Consider the following 15,461-nt stretch of genomic DNA (forward strand, 5'->3'; position numbering starts at 1 on the left):
GCGGGTTTTCGGCTACAGGCGGTGGGCGGCGCCCACGGGTGTGGCTCCGCGGGTGTCGAGGAGCAACTGGGCCTTCACCGTGAGCCCTTGGAGGTCGTACGTGCAGTGTGGCTGGAGCAGGATCGTCAGGTCGGCGTCGGCCGCGGCCTCGTAGAGGGAGTCGGCGCGGGGGACGGGGCGGCCCAGGACGTTCCAGTGCGGGACGTAGGGGTCGTGGTAGCTGATGGCGGCGCCCAGGTCCATCAGGCGGGTGGCGATCTCGCGGGCGGGGGCGCCCTGTTGGTCGGCGAGGTCCGGCTTGTACGTGACGCCGAGGAGCAGCACGCGCGCGCCGCGGGCCGATTTGCCGTGTTCGTTGAGGAGGGTGGCGGCGCGCTGGATGACGTACTGCGGCATGCGCTGGTTGACCTCTTGGGCGAGGCCGACCATCCGCAGGGGGTGGCCGGGGGTGCGGCTGCGGTGTGGCAGGCAGCTGGGGTCGAGCGGGATGCCGTGGCCGCCGACGCCGGGGCCCGGGCGGAAGGCGTGGAAGCCGAACGGCTTGGTCTCGGCGCAGCGGATGACGTCCCACAGGTCGACGCCCAAGTCGTGGCAGAGGACGGCCATTTCGTTGACCAGGGCGATGTTGACGTGCCGGTAGTTGGTCTCCAGGAGCTGGACGGTCTCGGCCTCGCGGGGGCCGCGGGCGCGGACCACCTTGTCGGTGAGGCGGCCGAAGAAGGCGGCGGCCGATTCGGTGCAGGCGGGGGTGAGGCCGCCGATGACCTTGGGGGTGTTGGCGTAGCCGTGGGTGCGGTTGCCCGCGTCGACTCGGCCGGGGGAGTAGGCGAGGTGGAAGTCGCGGCCCGCGCGGAGGCCGGAGCCGTCCTCCAGGATCGGGCGGAGGAATTCCTCCGTGGTTCCCGGGTACGCGGGTGACTCCAGGATGACCGTGGTGTGCGGGCGGAGCCGGGCGGCCAGGGCGTGGGCGGCTTCCGTCACTTGGGTCAGGTCCGGGGCACCGTCGGTGCCCAGCGGGGTGGGGGCGCAGATGACGGCGGTGCGGACACGGCCGAGTTCGCGCGGGTCCGTGACCGGCCGGAAGCCCCCCGAGAGCATCCGGCGCAGGTCGGCGGCGGTGAGCGAGCCCTCGTCCGCGGGCAGTCGGCCGGCCGAGAGACCGGTGGTGAGCCGCGGGTCGTAGGCGACGGTGTCGATGCCGGCGGCGACGGCGGCCTGGGCGAGGGGCAGGCCGAGGTGGCCGAGACCGACGACGGCGAGATCTGCGGGCATGGCGGTGGGCCGTCCTTCCCAGTAGCCGGAGCGGGAGGAATACGCAAGCCCTGTGGACAAACCGGACCAGCGCAATGTCAGGTTAGGAGTAAATATGACCGATATGCGGCATTGCGGAGTCCTGGACCCCGGAGTGTTGTCCACAGCCGGTGGCTGAAGTCGGAGAGTGCAGACAGAATCGACGTTGTGAGCCCGACCACACGGGGGCGACGGGAGGCAGCGGTGAGGACAGCGACACTGGGACCGGCCGAGCGGGCCGAGGCGCTCGCGGCCATGGCCGAGCGGGAATTGGACGTGCTGGTGGTGGGTGCGGGCGTGGTCGGCGCCGGCACCGCGCTCGACGCCGTCACGCGCGGCCTGTCCACCGGGATCGTGGAGGCGCGGGACTGGGCCTCCGGCACGTCAAGCCGCTCGAGCAAGCTGATCCACGGCGGTCTCCGCTATCTGGAGATGCTCGACTTCGCGCTGGTGCGGGAGGCGCTGAAGGAGCGTGGGCTGCTCCTCGAGCGGATCGCACCGCATCTCGTGAAGCCGGTGCCGTTCCTCTATCCGCTCCAGCACCAGGGCTGGGAGCGGCTGTACGCGGGGTCGGGCGTCGCGCTCTACGACGCCATGTCGATGTCCAAGGGGCACGGGCGTGGGCTGCCCATGCACCGTCATCTGACCCGACGTCATGCGCTGCGCGTCGCGCCGTGCCTGAAAAGGGACGCGCTGGTGGGCGCCATGCAGTACTACGACGCCCAGATGGACGACGCCCGCTATGTCGCCACACTGGTGCGCACCGCGGTGTCGTACGGCGCGAAGGCCGCCAACCGCGCGCGGGTCACCGGATTCCTGCGGGAGGGCGAGCGGGTCGTCGGCGCGCGGGTGCAGGACGTGGAAGGGGGTGGGGAGTACGAGGTCAGGGCGAAGCAGATCGTCAACGCGACCGGGGTGTGGACGGACGACACCCAGGCGATGGTCGGCTCGCGCGGGCAGTTCCATGTGCGCGCGTCCAAGGGGATCCACTTGGTCGTACCGAAGGACCGGATCAGCTCGACGACGGGTCTGATCCTGCGTACGGAGAAGTCCGTGCTGTTCGTCATCCCATGGGGGCGGCACTGGATCGTGGGCACCACGGATACCGACTGGGACCTGGACAAGGCGCATCCGGCCGCGTCCAGTGCCGACATCGACTATCTCCTCGAGCATGTGAACTCGGTGCTCTCGGTGCCGCTGACCCGGGACGACGTGCAGGGCGTGTACGCGGGCCTGAGGCCGCTGCTCGCCGGGGAGTCGGACGCCACCAGCAAGCTCTCGCGGGAGCACACCGTCGCGCATCCGGTGCCGGGGCTCGTGGTGATCGCGGGCGGCAAGTACACGACATACCGGGTGATGGCCAAGGACGCCGTGGACGAGGCGGTGCACGGTCTCGACCAGCGGGTCGCCGACTGCGTCACCGAGGACATTCCGCTGATCGGCGCCGAGGGGTACAAGGCGCTGTGGAACGCGCGGGCCCGGATCGCGGCCAACACCGGGCTCCATGTGGTGCGCGTGGAGCATCTGTTGAACCGGTACGGCTCACTGACGGAGGAACTGCTCGACCTGATCGCGGACGATCCCACGCTGGGCGCGCCGCTGCAGGCCGCGGACGACTATCTGCGCGCCGAGATCGTCTACGCCGCCTCGCACGAGGGGGCGCGGCACCTGGACGACGTGCTGACGCGGCGCACGCGGATCTCCATCGAGACCTTCGACCGGGGAACGCGCAGTGCGCGGGAGTGCGCCCAGCTCATGGCGGGGGTGCTGGGCTGGGACGAGAGCCAAGTGGAGAGGGAGGTGGAGCACTACGAGAAGCGGGTGGAGGCCGAGCGCGAGTCCCAGCGACAGCCGGACGACCTGACGGCGGACGCGGCGCGGCTCGGGGCGCCGGACATCGTGCCGTTGTAGGCCGGGGGCTGGGGCCGGGCCGAGGGCGGGGCGCGGTCTCTTCGGGGCGTCGGCGGTTCAGTTGTCGTTGTCGCAGAACTCCTCTTCCAGGAGTGCTCTGGTGAGGCGGGGGGCCTGGGGCCAGTCGGCGTTCAGGTGGTACGTGAACGTGTGGCGGCCGTTGGGGGTGGTGGCGGACTCGGCGTAGGAGCCAGGGATGCGGCCGTTGTGGCCCCACACCGTCGTGCAGGACAACTCGGTGGGCATCAGGCCCAGGCCGTACCGCCCGTGTGAAGCCGATAGGTCACGCATCTCCGCGAGCTGTGGACGGGGCAGCAGTTCGCCGGAGAGCAGGGTGGCGTAGAGGCGGTTGAGGTCGTCGAGCGTGCTGATGACCTCGCCCGCGGCACCCGCGGCCGAGGGGTTGAGCTCGGTGGCGTCGGTGGGGGTGGCCGGGGAGCCCGAGTAGCCGCGGCCGTGCGGGGTGGGCAGCGTGCGGCGGGTGCCGGGGAATGAAGTGCCGGTGAGTTTCAGGGGGGTGATGATGCGGCGCTGCGCCTGCTCGGCGTAGCTGCGGCCGGTGACCTGCTCGATGACCAGGCCGAGCAGCGTGTAGTTGGTGTTGGAGTACGTCCAGTCGGTTCCGGGGGCGAAGAGGGGAGGGTGTTCGAGGGCACGGCGGATCAGAGATGTGGGGGTGAAGGTGCGGTCGTCGAGGTTGGTCGTTCGGGCGCTGGGGGCGCTGGGGGCGCTGGGGGCGCTGGGGGCGCTGGGGGCGCTGGGGGCGCTGGAGGTACCGGCGGTACCGGGGGCGCCGGGGATACCCAGGGTGGCTGTGTAGGACGGCAGGCCGCTGGTGTGGGCGAGGAGCTGGCGCAGGGTGATCTTGCGGCCGTCGTTGCCGTGGCCGCGGATGAGGCCGGGCAGGTGCTGCTCAACGGTGTCGTCCAGGTCCAAGCGGTGTTCGGCGGCGAGTTGCAGGGTCAGGACGGCCGTGAAGGTCTTCGTGATGCTGCCTGCGCGGAAGTGGTCCTGGCGCTGGATGGGGCGGTGGTGGGTGGGGCGCTCGTGGGTGGGGGGATTGCTGCGGGAGGTGGGGGAGGAGGGGAAGCCGGGCGAGTTAGGGGAAGTGGAGGAGGCGGGGGAGGGCCGGAATCCGGGCGAGTTAGGGGAGGCGGGGGAGGAGGGGGATCCGGGGGAGTTGGGGGGACTGGTGGGGTTGAGGGGGTGTGTGGGGGTTCGTGCTGTGACGTAGTGGGTTCGGGTGCCGTGTTGGGAGAGGGCGGCGCCGGCTGGGGTTCTGGTGTGGGTGACCAGGGTTGTCAGGGCTTTGGAGTGCCGGGAGTTGGGGTGTTCGGGGGCGTTGGTGGCGGTGTTTGTGGTGGGGGACGGGGTGGGCGGAGGTGGGGTGGGGGTGTCGGTGGTGAGGGTGGCGGCCAGGGTCAGGGTCAGGGCCAGGGGTAGGGCCAGGGGGAGGGCCGCGGTGGTTGTGAGGGTTTGGGGCCGCGTGCGGGTGTGGGTGCTCGAGTGTGTGCGGGTGTGCGTGTGAGGGGTGGCTGGGGGTGTCAGGGGGGTTGGTGTGTGGGTGTGGGGGGTTGGAGGCCCGGGGGTGGTGCGGAGGGGGTGTGGTGTGGTGGTGTCCGGGGCGTGGGGTCGGGGTGATGTTGGGGTGGGCGGTATGTGGTGGCTATGTGGAGGTTTGGGGTCGGTCATGGCTGCTCCCTGTTGCTCGCGGGGCCATCATCGCCCGGACCCGGACCTTCCCCCACCCCGGGGATGAGAGACAATGAAGGCTCTGCCGGGGCGGGTTGATTGCAGAGGGGACGCATGTCGGAGGCTGAGCAGCCGAGGGAGGCCCGTAGGGACGAGGGAGCACGCCTCCTCGCCGGTCGCTACCGGCTGGGAGAGGTGCTCGGCCGTGGGGGCATGGGCACGGTCTGGCGTGCGGTGGACGAGACGCTCGGCCGCACGGTCGCGGTCAAGGAGCTGCGGTTCCCCTCGAGCATCGACGACGACGAGAAGCGTCGGCTGATCACGCGTACGTTGCGTGAGGCCAAGGCGATCGCGAGGATCCGGAACAACGGGGCGGTCACCGTCTACGACGTGGTCGACGAGGACGACCGGCCGTGGATCGTGATGGAGCTCATCGAGGGCAGGTCGCTGGCCGAAGTGGTCCGTCAGGACGGGTATCTGCCGCCGAAGCGGGCCGCCGAGGTGGGGCTCGCCGTTCTCGATGTGCTGCGCGCCGCGCACCGTGAAGGCATCCTGCACCGTGACGTGAAGCCGTCGAATGTCTTGATTTCCGCTGATGACGGGCGTGTGGTCCTGACCGACTTCGGGATCGCGCAGGTCGAGGGTGACCCGTCCATCACCTCGACCGGCATGCTCGTCGGCGCGCCCTCGTACATCTCGCCCGAGCGGGCGCGCGGCCACAAGCCGGGGCCCGCGGCCGACCTCTGGTCCCTCGGGGGCCTGCTGTATGCGGCGGTGGAGGGCATACCGCCGTACGACAAGGGTTCGGCGATCGCGACGCTCACCGCGGTGATGACCGAGCCGCTGGAGCCGCCGCGGAACGCCGGGCGGCTCGAGAAGGTCATATACGGCCTGCTGGAGAAGGACCCGGAACAGCGGCTCGACGACGCGGGCGCGCGGGCGCTGTTGAACGATGTGATCCATGCGCCGGAGCCGGAGGAGGTCGAGTCCGGGGCTGTTGTCGAGGCACGGGACGCGACCAGGGTCGTGCCGTTGGCGGAGGCACCGGACGCTCCGCAGGGCGGCGCGCGGCGTGGCGAGGCGGCCGCGGAGCGGCTGCGAGGGGCGTTGCGTTCGGTGCGCAGGGCGGTGGCCGGGGCGGGTGCCGGTACGGCTGACGAGGATGCTGCGAAGGCTGGTCCCGAGGCTGCTGCTGTGGCGGCGGCCGGGGGCGATTCGGGTTCGGGGGCGGCCGTCGGCGACAGCGACCGAGACGACGGCGACGGTGTCGGTGTTGCTTCGGGGGCCGGGGCCGGGGCCGGGGTCAGGTCCGGAGCTGGGTCTGGTGCTGGGGCCGGGGGTGGAGCTGGGGTTTCTCGGCGGGCCTCGGTTACTGATGTGGTGCCGCGGCGGGCGTTGTTGATCGCTGTGGCTGTGGTGGTTCTGGTCGTGCTCGGCACGGTGTTCGCTGTTGCCTTCAGTGGTGGCGACGCGCAGGACAGCAAGGGTGGCGGCACGAGCGATCAGGCCGCTGCCGGGGGCGCGGGCGGTGACGGCGCCGGTCAGGAGCCCGAGAACGATCCCGGGAAGGGCTCCGGGAAGGATTCCGGGAAGGAAGAGGGCCCGGGTCAGGGTGAGGATCAGGGCGGGGATCAGGGCGATCCGTCGGGCGACGGGCAGGGGAGTGGCGACGGCGGCAAGGGGTCGGACGGTGACGGGCTGCCCGAGGGCTATGAGCGGATGTCCGACCGGCAGTTCCACTTCGCCATGGCGATGCCCAAGCAGTTCCGCCGTACGGGTACGGCGGGGCAGAACTCCGGGGCCATATACAGCGCCGACGGTGGATTCCCGCGGGTGCAGGTCGACTTCAACAGCAGCCCCGGGGACGACGCGGCGTCCGCCTGGCGGTCGCTCGCCAAGATCGTCGGCCCGGCGAGTAACAACTACAAGCAGATACGCATCGACATGGTCGACTACCGGGGCTATCCGACGGTCGCCGACTGGGAATTCGAGCGTGATCAGAGTGGTCAGCGGGTACGGGTGCTCAACCGGGGCTTCAAGGTGGACGCCAGCCGGGGCTACTCGATCATGATCAGCTGCGAGGCGAGCGAGTGGGACGGCAAGGAGTGCACCGCGCTGCGGGAGACGGCATTCAAGACGTTCCAGCCCAAGAGGTGAGCCCGAGGGGCGAGGTCCGGCTGCCGGGACCCGGCGGCGGAGCTCGGCGCGGCCACGTATCGTGAGGCTCGCGGAGCATACGCAGCCGCAACGTGCCGGTAAATGACCGGACTTGGTGCACTTGAGGGACGCGCGTTGACGGGGAGGCGACGTGGACGACTATGCGGGTCGCGTACTCGCTGACCGTTACCGCCTGCCGCTGCCGCCGTCCGACGCGTACGAGTTCACCGAGACCCGGGCCTTCGATACGTACAGCGGGCAGGAAGTCCTGGTCAGGCAGGTGCCGTTGCCCGAGGTCGTCGAGGCGGAGGTGCTCGATGACGACGGTGCTACGGCTTCGGGGTCGAGGAGGCCGGGGCCGGGGTCGGCGTCCGCGTACGCGACGGCCGGGCGGACTACGCGGAGGCCCACGGATCCCGCGGTGCGCCGTGCGATCGAGGCCGCGCAGGCGGCCGCGCAGATTCCGGATCATCCGCGCCTGGACCAGGTCTTCGACGTGTTCGCGGAGGACGGTTCGCTGTGGGTCGTCAGCGAGGTCGTGGCGGCGCTGCCGCTGGCCGCGCTGATCGCGGAGCGGCCGCTGTCGCCGTACCGGGCGGCCGAGGTGGCCTCGGACGTACTGACCGCGCTGCGCGCGCTGCACGCCCACGGCTGGGTGCACCGGAACATCACCACGCGTACGGTCCTCGTCTGCGACGACGGGCGCGTGATGCTCACGGGCCTGGCGGCGGGGGCGGCGGAGGAGGCGCTGTGCGGGTACGACCCGGTGCCGGAGCCTGCTGGGTCTCTTGGAGATGAGTCTCTTGGTGAGGGGCCTGATTCGGCTCCTGATGGATCTCCTGGTCCTGGTTCTGGTTCTGGTTCTGGCCCTGGAGGTCCTGGTTCTGGTCCCCGATCTGGTCCCGGTGATGCGCGTGCGGCGCGGGCCGGGGCGATCGCGGCGTATCAGGCGGGTACGCGGGCCGCTGCTGCGGTGCGGCTTGCCGAGGAGCGCGGTGGTGAGCATGGTGCCGGGGTGCCCGGGCCAAGGAAGGGTACGGATGCGCGCGGCGGGGAGCATGGCGGTGACGGGCGTGACGCGGGTGCGCAGGAAGGGCCTCCCGGGCGAATAGCCGACCCGTACGGGGTCGCCGAAACCCCGAATACCCCAACCCACTGGGACGAGTTGGTTGCCCAGTCCCAGTCCCAGTCCCAGTCCCAGCCCCAGTCCCAGCCCCAGTCCCAGTCCCAGCCCCAGTCCCAGCCCCAGTCCCAGTCCCAGCCCCAGCCCCAGCCCCAGTCCGAAGCCCCGGTCCACCCCCACCCCCAGTCCCCCCAGTCCCCACCCCCAGGCCCCCTGGGCAAAAAGGCCATGACGCCCCTGGACGCCGAGCGGGCGCGGCAGGCGCGGATGACCGTCGTAGGGGCCGTCACCGAGCGGTGGTCGCCGGAGCAGGCCGGGCCTGTGCATCAGAACTGGCAGCTGGCCGCGCCCGTGGGGCCCGCCACCGATCTGTGGGCGCTCGGGGCGCTGTTGTTCCGCGCGGTGCAGGGCCATGCGCCGTACCCGGAGGAGAGCACGTACGAGCTGGTGCAGATGGTGTGCGCCGAGCCGCCCGCCTTCGCCGAGGAGTGCGGGCCGCTCCGCCCCGTGGTGGAGTCGCTGCTCCGCCAAGATCCCACCGATCGGCCGGACTTCGAGGAGTTGCGCGGGTGGCTGCGTTCGCTCGTGCGGTCGGCGCCGGAGCCCGAGGCCGGGGCGAATGTGGTGTCGGTGCCCGATTTCGACGCCAGCAGACTGCCCGTCGTACGCCGTCGTGGTGAGCTCGTCCGCAGGCGCCGGGCGGCGAAGGCGGCGAAGGCGGCGCGGGGCGGCGGCGCACGAGGTCGGCACAAGCGCGACCTGGAGGCCGGGCAGGCCGCCAGTGCCCTCACGGACCGGCACCGCGACACGGACCGTTACCGAGACACGGACCGGCACCGCGAGAAGTCACCGAAGTCATCGAAGTCCCCGAAGCCGCCGAAGTCACCAAGGCCCCAGAAGTCACCGAAGCCGCCGAAGCTCCAGAAGCCCCCGCGCGCGCTGCGCGAACCGCGTACGCCCCGCCAGTTGCGGCCGCCGAAGCAGCGTGGGTCGCACAGGCTCGGTCGGACGCTGCTCGTGCTGATCCTGCTCGGGCTCGTCGCGGCCGTCGCGTACGCCATGGTGTTCATGCCGAAGGCGGGGGAGGGCGGTCAGGGCGACGGTGGGTCCTCCGGCGGGGCGGGGGCGGCCAGTTCGGCGCCCGCCGAGCCGGATGGCGGCAGCGCGCCCGACGGCGGTGACGACGGGCCGAAGCCGTCGGGCGAGTCGGGGGGTACCGATGGCGCCGGAGCCACTCAGGGCTCGGGGTCCGGGTCGCAACAGCCCGACCCGCAGGCCACCGCGCCCGACCTGCCCAAGGGCTTCGCGCTGCGCAAGGACCCCGAGGGGTTCCAGGTCGCGGTGGCCTCCGGCTGGGACCGTGCGGGCAAGAACGGGCGCGGGCAAGTGACGTATTCCCGGGGTGACTTCGCGCTGGTCGTCGTGCCGGGCCGGGACAGTGCGAAGGCGTACGGCAGCGATCCGTTGCGGTATCAGCGGGAGCACGAGCGGGAGTTGCAGCCGTTCCGGGAGTCGTCCTGGGCGAGCTCTTCGGGCCTGCGTGAGATCAACGTGGGCGGGCGCGTGATGGCCGAGGGCCAGTTCACCTGGCAGGACGCCAAGGGGGACGACGTGTTCGTACGGAATCTCGCGATGCTGATCGACGGGCGGTACCACGTCGTCATGGTCAAGGGGCCCGAGTCCGACCGGGACGAGGTGACGCGGCTCTATGAGCAGGCGTCGGCGACGTACCGTCCGGAAAAGTAACGACTACCGCCCCTTCCGACGCACGGAAATGCGCCTCCAGGGCCGGGAACTGACGGTCCCGGGTTCCGGCGGCCGTGGCCGATTACCTACTCTGGCCTGACCAAGACGGGCCCGTCCTCACCAAGGGCGGCCGGCGGAACGCGGGGCAACGTGGACCACAGCGAGGGCAAGGCGCGGATACCGGGCCGGGCACCGGGCGAAGAGCCGGGCCGGGCACCGGGCCATACGCCTGCCCACATCCCGGGCAAGGCGCATGGCCGGACGGCGGATCGGACGCCTGCCCAAAGGCCCGCCCCGACCCCTGCCCAAACGCCCGCCCAGACGCCGGATCGCACGCCGGACAGCACCTCGTGGCCGGAGCCGGTGCAGGACCCCCGGCGGGAACCGGGGCAAGAGCAGGTGCAAGAGCAAGTGCAGGAGCAGGTACAAGAGCAGGTGCAGCAGCTCGGGCGGGAACCGGGCCCTGAGTTCGGGCAAGAGCTGGGTCAGGACGCCCTGCTGGCCGGGCGGTACCGGCTCGGCGAGTGCCTGGGCCGTGGCGGCATGGGCAAGGTGTGGCGCGCGCACGACGAAGTGCTGCACCGGGCCGTGGCGGTCAAGGAGTTGACCGCGGCGCTGTACGTGACGGAGGCCGAGCGCGCGGTGCTGCTCGCCCGTACGCAGAAGGAGGCGCGCGCGGCGGCGCGGATCAACCACTCCGCGGTGGTGACCGTGCACGACGTCTTCGAGTTCGACGACCGGCCCTGGATCGTGATGGAGCTGGTCGACGGCCGTTCCCTCGCCGACGCCGTGGGCCAGGACGAGCGGATGGAGCCCCGCGAGGCCGCACGTATCGGCATCTGGGTGCTTCGCGCCCTGCGCGCCGCGCACGCCGCGGGCGTGCTGCACCGGGACGTCAAACCGGCCAACATCCTGCTCGCGCGCGACGGCCGGGTGCTGCTCACGGACTTCGGGATCGCCGCGATCGAGGGTGACTCGTCGGTCACGCGTACCGGCGAACTCGTCGGCTCCCTGGACTATCTGGCGCCCGAGCGGGTGCGCGGCGCCGACCCCGGGCCCGCCGCCGACCTGTGGGCGCTGGGGGTCTCGCTGTACGCGGCGGTCGAGGGGTACTCGCCGTTCCGCCGTACGTCGCCGCTGAACACCATGCAGGCCGTGGTCACCGACGAGCCGGGCGAGCCCGAGCACGCGGGGCCGCTCGCGCCCGTCATCACCGCGCTCCTGCGCAAGGACCCGGACCATCGGCCGTCGGCCGAGGAGCTCGAGCACATGCTCGGCGAGGTGACGGAGGGCCGCCGTCCGCAGGCCGCGCAGGCGTATGTGCCGACGCAGCGGGTCCCCGCGGAGCAGCTCGCCGAGCTACGCGGGTCGACCCCCGCGCGCAGGCGGAGTTGGCGGACGATGCTCGCGGTGGTCGTGGCGGCCGCGGTGGTCGGCGGGGGCGCCGCCCTCGGGGTCCTCGCATACGCCGACCGGGGTGGGAACGACCCGGGCCCCGGCCCGAGCCCGAGCACAAGCCAACGGGAGGAGACCGCGGGGGCGTTGCCCGAGGACTGGGTGCGGGTGACGGACGACGAGGGGGGTTTCAGCCTGCTCCTGCCGCCCGGCTGGAAGCGGCAGACCGAGAGCGGCCAGATCGACTACACCCCGGACAACGGGCGGCACTTGATCCGGATCGGCGTGAACGAGAGCCCGGACTTCGAGAACTCGTATATGCACGCCCTCGACATGGAGCAGCAGGGCATGGGCCGGATCCCGACGTACGAGCGGATCAAGCTGAGGTCGAGCACCTACCGGGACCGGCCGGGCGCGATCTGGGAGTTCACCTGGACCGAGACCCGGGGCGCCAACCAGGGGAAGCGGCGGGCGATCGACCAGATGTACTTCGCCGAGGACGGCACGGAATACGCCATCTACATGTCGGGGCCGGTCGAGGACTGGGACAGGACCCGGGAGCAGTTCGAGACGGTGCTGCGGAGCTGGCAGCCCAAGTGATGTCCGGATCCCGGTCACTTCCGCCGACTCTCGGCCATTCCGGGCCGCTTCCGGACCCGCTCCCCGGCCGGAACGCATGGGGCGTCTCCGCACGGGTGTGCGTCATGATGAGGGTATGGCGAGCGAGCGGGGCAACAGCCGCCTGATTGCGGAGCGTTACCGGTTGGAGGACCGGCTCGGACGCGGTGGCATGAGCGTCGTCTGGCGGGCCAGGGACCTGCTGCTCGGCCGCCAGGTGGCGGTGAAGGAACTCAGCCTCGACGACGGGGCGGGTGACTGGGCCGACGGAGCCGGTGACTGGGCCGACGGGTCCGGGTCGTCAGCCCCGTATCTCTCCGCCGGAGCTGCCGGAGCTGCCGGAGCTGCCGGATCGGCCGCCGACCGCGACACCTGGCAGCAGCGCGACCGGATGCTGCGCGAGGCACGCACGATCGCACAGATCCGACACCCACATGTGATCGTCGTGCACGACGTCGTGGAGCACGACGAACACCCCTACATCGTCATGGAGTTGATCGAGGGCGGCTCGCTCGCGGACCGGCTCGCGACACACGGCCCGCTCACCGCCGACGCGGCCGCCCGGCTCTGTCTCGCCCTGCTCGGCGCGCTGCGCGCCGCGCACGCGGCGGGCGTCCTGCACCGTGACCTCAAGCCCGGCAACGTCCTGCTCGAGGACGGCACCGACCGCGTGGTGCTCACCGACTTCGGCATAGCGCAGGTCTCCGGGGCCTCGACACTCACGGAGAACGGTTCGTTCGTGGGCTCGCCCGAGTACACCGCGCCGGAGCGGATGTCCGGCGGCCCCGCCGGTCCGGAGTCGGACCTGTGGTCGCTCGGGGTGCTCCTGTGCGCGGCGCTGACCGGTGAATCACCCTTCCGGCGCGACTCGTTGGGCGGCGTCCTGCACGCCGTGGTGATGGAGGACGTACGCCCGCCGGCCGCGGTGGGGCCGCTGATGCCCGTCGTACGGGGGCTGCTCGCGCGCGACCCGGAGCGCAGGATCGACGCGGCCGAGGCGGAACGGGTCCTTCGGTCGTACGTCGAGACCGGGGTCGTGCCGTACGGAGGGCCGCGCCGGACCGGGCCTTCCGGAACGGGAGGTCATGCACCGTCCCAGTACATGAGCTCGCGGTACACCCAGGAGCCGCGAGAGCGCCGGGAGCCGCGGGCGCGGCGGAAAGAGCGCAAAGGGCGGAAAGGGTGCAAAGAGCGCAAGGGGCGGCGAGGGTGGACGGGGTGGCTGTCGCGGGCGGCACGTCGCGTGGCACGGGCGACGCGGACGGGCGCGACGGGGAACCGCCCCGGCACCGAACCCCGACAAATGCCCTGAACTCCCTGATTCCTGCTAGTTCCTAATGCTTTCTAGTATTCCCGACTTTTCATCACTGTTTACTGCTGATCTCTACTGTTTCCTACTGATCTCGCCGGATTCCGCCCGATGCCCGGCTCCCTCGGTCACGGGTCGGAAACTGCCACCGGACCCGGGTGGCTGAATCGCATGCGGGCGCGATAAGCATGAGGACATGAGCGACAACGGGGGAACGCCCTACGGCCCGAACGACCCGACCAGCTACGGGCTCCAGCCACCGCAGCCACAGCCCCCTGCGCCCCCTGCGCAGGGCGGTCAGGTCGCTTCCGGCCAGTACGGTGGGAATCCGTACGCGCAGCAGCCGACGCAGCACCAGCCGTACCCGCCGCAGCAGCCATCCACGCCCCCGCAACCGCCCGCCGCCCCGCAGCCACCGCCCGAGGTCCACGCCGTACCCACTCAGGCCGCCCCTCGGGAGCAGGCCCACCCCGCCCCGGGCACCGGACGGCTCATCGCGGGCCGCTACCGCCTCCTCGCCAAGCTCGGCCACGGCGGGATGGGCACGGTCTGGCGGGCCAAGGACGAGACCGTGGACCGTGAGGTCGCCGTCAAGGAGCCGCGGGTTCCGGATCATCTGCCGGAGCGTGAGCGGGCCAACGCCTTCGAGCGGATGCGCCGCGAGGCGCGTGCCGCGGCCAGGCTGGACCACCCGGCGGTGGTGAACGTCCATGACGTCGCGGTCGAGGACGGGCAGCCGTGGATCGTCATGGAGTTCGTGCAGGGACGTTCCCTCGGCGACGTACTTCAGGAGGGCACGCTCGCCGGCCGCGAGGCCGCGCGGATCGGTCTCGAGGTCCTGGGCGCCCTGGAGGCCGCGCACCAGTCGGGCATCCTGCACCGCGATGTGAAGCCGGACAACGTGATGCTGGGGCGGCACGACCGGGTCGTACTCACGGACTTCGGCATCGCCCAGATCGAGGGTGAGACCAATCTGACGGACACCGGCAGCTTCGTCGGCTCGCCGGAGTTCATCGCGCCGGAGCGGGTCATCGGGCAGCGTCCCGGACCGGCGTCCGATCTGTGGTCGCTCGGCGTGGTCCTTTACGCGGCGACGGAGGGCGTCTCGCCGTTCCGCCGCAACAACACGCCCGCGACGTTGCAGTCCGTGCTCAACGCCACCCCGGCGGCACCGGCCGCGGCGCGGGGCCCGCTGGCCGACGCGATCAACCGGCTCCTGAACAAGGACCCGAACCACCGCCCGTCCGCCCCCCAGGTCCGCCAGCTCCTGGAAGAGGCGGTGCGGCCGCCCGCCCCGACCCGGGCGGTCACGCCGGTCGGCACCGGCACGGGCGTCAAGGGCGGCGTCACGATCAGCCGCAAGGGCCTGATCGGCATCGGCGCGGCCGTGGTGGCGGTAGCGGTGGCGGCGGGCCTGGTCATCGCGGACCCGTTTGCCGGTACGACGGCCGAGGCCGAGGGCTGGAAGGCGCACCCGCTCGGCGGGAAGGTCGACGCCACCCTCTCGGTGCCCGCCGCGTACGTGCGGCAGAAGGCGGACGTCAACGACGACGGCACCACCGCGACCTTCGCCGACCCCAGCGGCGCGATCGTGGTCCACCTCGACGTCGACCGGAAGGCCGACGACACGAGCGACGAGATCGCGCCCTCGGCGGCCGGGCAGGCGCACGCCGAGTGGAAGGAGATGGAAGAGGGCTCGGCGCGCTACCCGGAGAACATGGCGGACGAGCCCGCACCCAAGGGCAACCCGAAGGAGGTCATGTGGCAGGAGAAGAAGGCCGGGGAGAACGTCGTCGCGTACACCAATGACTTCTCCACCGACCAGCCGCTGCCCCGCGAGGTCCGCTTCCTCTACTACCGCACCAAGTCCGGCGATATGTACACGCTCTCGATCGACTACCCGGGCAAGGGCGACTTCACCGAGCGCGGCCGCGTGGTCGCCCAGGCGGTCGTGGCCGATCTGAAGATCAACAAGCCCTGAAGGCGGGGAAGTTGGCGGGGAAGTTGATTGATCCTCCCGGTCCGGCCGGGCAAGGATGGGGCCATGGCCGATGAGCACGGGGGACCGGTGGCGAGCCGACCGGCTAAGGGCTCCGGCCGCCGGACGCCGACGTCAAAGTGATCAGCCGCTGCAAACTGGCGGAAGGGCAGCGCAGCAGGGGAAGCAGCCCCTGATCAGCGCCTTTGCTGCCAGCGATCACTGGCGCGATGTGCGTACTC

7 protein-coding genes and 1 pseudogene are annotated in these 15,461 nt (G+C 71.4%); 6 read left to right on the forward strand and 2 right to left on the reverse strand.

Annotated elements, in window-relative coordinates; genetic code table 11:
- Window positions 1–12 precede the first annotated feature (12 nt).
- Window positions 13–1,272, reverse strand: a complete 1,260-nt coding sequence (locus tag ACWD10_RS00605) for a nucleotide sugar dehydrogenase (RefSeq protein WP_451085416.1) — start codon at window positions 1,270–1,272, stop codon at window positions 13–15.
- Window positions 1,273–1,494: 222 nt separating this feature from the next.
- Here ACWD10_RS00605 and ACWD10_RS00610 point away from each other — a divergent pair, with 222 nt between their 5' ends.
- Window positions 1,495–3,201, forward strand: a complete 1,707-nt coding sequence (locus ACWD10_RS00610; RefSeq protein WP_451085418.1) for a glycerol-3-phosphate dehydrogenase/oxidase — start codon at window positions 1,495–1,497, stop codon at window positions 3,199–3,201.
- A gap of 57 nt (window positions 3,202–3,258) precedes the next feature.
- Here the strand turns inward: ACWD10_RS00610 and ACWD10_RS00615 are convergent, their stop codons facing one another.
- Window positions 3,259–4,893 carry a serine hydrolase domain-containing protein gene (locus tag ACWD10_RS00615; protein ID WP_451085420.1) on the reverse strand — a complete coding sequence of 545 codons (1,635 nt, stop codon included), beginning with the start codon at window positions 4,891–4,893 and terminating at the stop codon, window positions 3,259–3,261.
- 114 nt (window positions 4,894–5,007) lie between these two features.
- Here ACWD10_RS00615 and ACWD10_RS00620 point away from each other — a divergent pair, with 114 nt between their 5' ends.
- From ACWD10_RS00620 to ACWD10_RS00640, 5 genes and pseudogenes are all read left to right on the forward strand, one after another.
- Window positions 5,008–7,050, forward strand: a complete 2,043-nt coding sequence (locus tag ACWD10_RS00620) for a serine/threonine-protein kinase (RefSeq protein ID WP_451085422.1) — start codon at window positions 5,008–5,010, stop codon at window positions 7,048–7,050.
- Between the two features lie 151 nt (window positions 7,051–7,201).
- Entirely contained in the window at window positions 7,202–9,919 is a 2,718-nt protein-coding gene (locus ACWD10_RS00625; protein ID WP_451085424.1) for a protein kinase, read from the forward strand.
- Between the two features lie 543 nt (window positions 9,920–10,462).
- Entirely contained in the window at window positions 10,463–11,914 is a 1,452-nt protein-coding gene (locus tag ACWD10_RS00630) for a serine/threonine-protein kinase (RefSeq protein WP_451085865.1), read from the forward strand.
- 115 nt (window positions 11,915–12,029) lie between these two features.
- A pseudogene (locus ACWD10_RS00635) lies at window positions 12,030–12,948 on the forward strand (serine/threonine-protein kinase); the annotation flags it as partial.
- Between the two features lie 489 nt (window positions 12,949–13,437).
- Window positions 13,438–15,222, forward strand: a complete 1,785-nt coding sequence (locus ACWD10_RS00640; protein WP_451085426.1) for a serine/threonine-protein kinase — start codon at window positions 13,438–13,440, stop codon at window positions 15,220–15,222.
- The last annotated feature ends 239 nt before the right edge of the window (window positions 15,223–15,461 follow it).

The sequence above is a fragment of the Streptomyces sp. NPDC002851 genome (genome assembly GCF_053591935.1).

Bases quoted from the DNA above. Each gene is read 5' to 3' on its own strand.
- ACWD10_RS00605 (WP_451085416.1), bottom strand. From the start codon at position 1,272: ATGCCCGCAGATCTCGCCGTCGTCGGTCTCGGCCACCTCGGCCTGCCC.
- ACWD10_RS00615 (WP_451085420.1), bottom strand. From the start codon at position 4,893: ATGACCGACCCCAAACCTCCACATAGCCACCACATACCGCCCACCCCA.
- ACWD10_RS00620 (WP_451085422.1), top strand. From the start codon at position 5,008: ATGTCGGAGGCTGAGCAGCCGAGGGAGGCCCGTAGGGACGAGGGAGCA.
- ACWD10_RS00630 (WP_451085865.1), top strand. From the start codon at position 10,463: ATGGGCAAGGTGTGGCGCGCGCACGACGAAGTGCTGCACCGGGCCGTG.
- ACWD10_RS00640 (WP_451085426.1), top strand. From the start codon at position 13,438: ATGAGCGACAACGGGGGAACGCCCTACGGCCCGAACGACCCGACCAGC.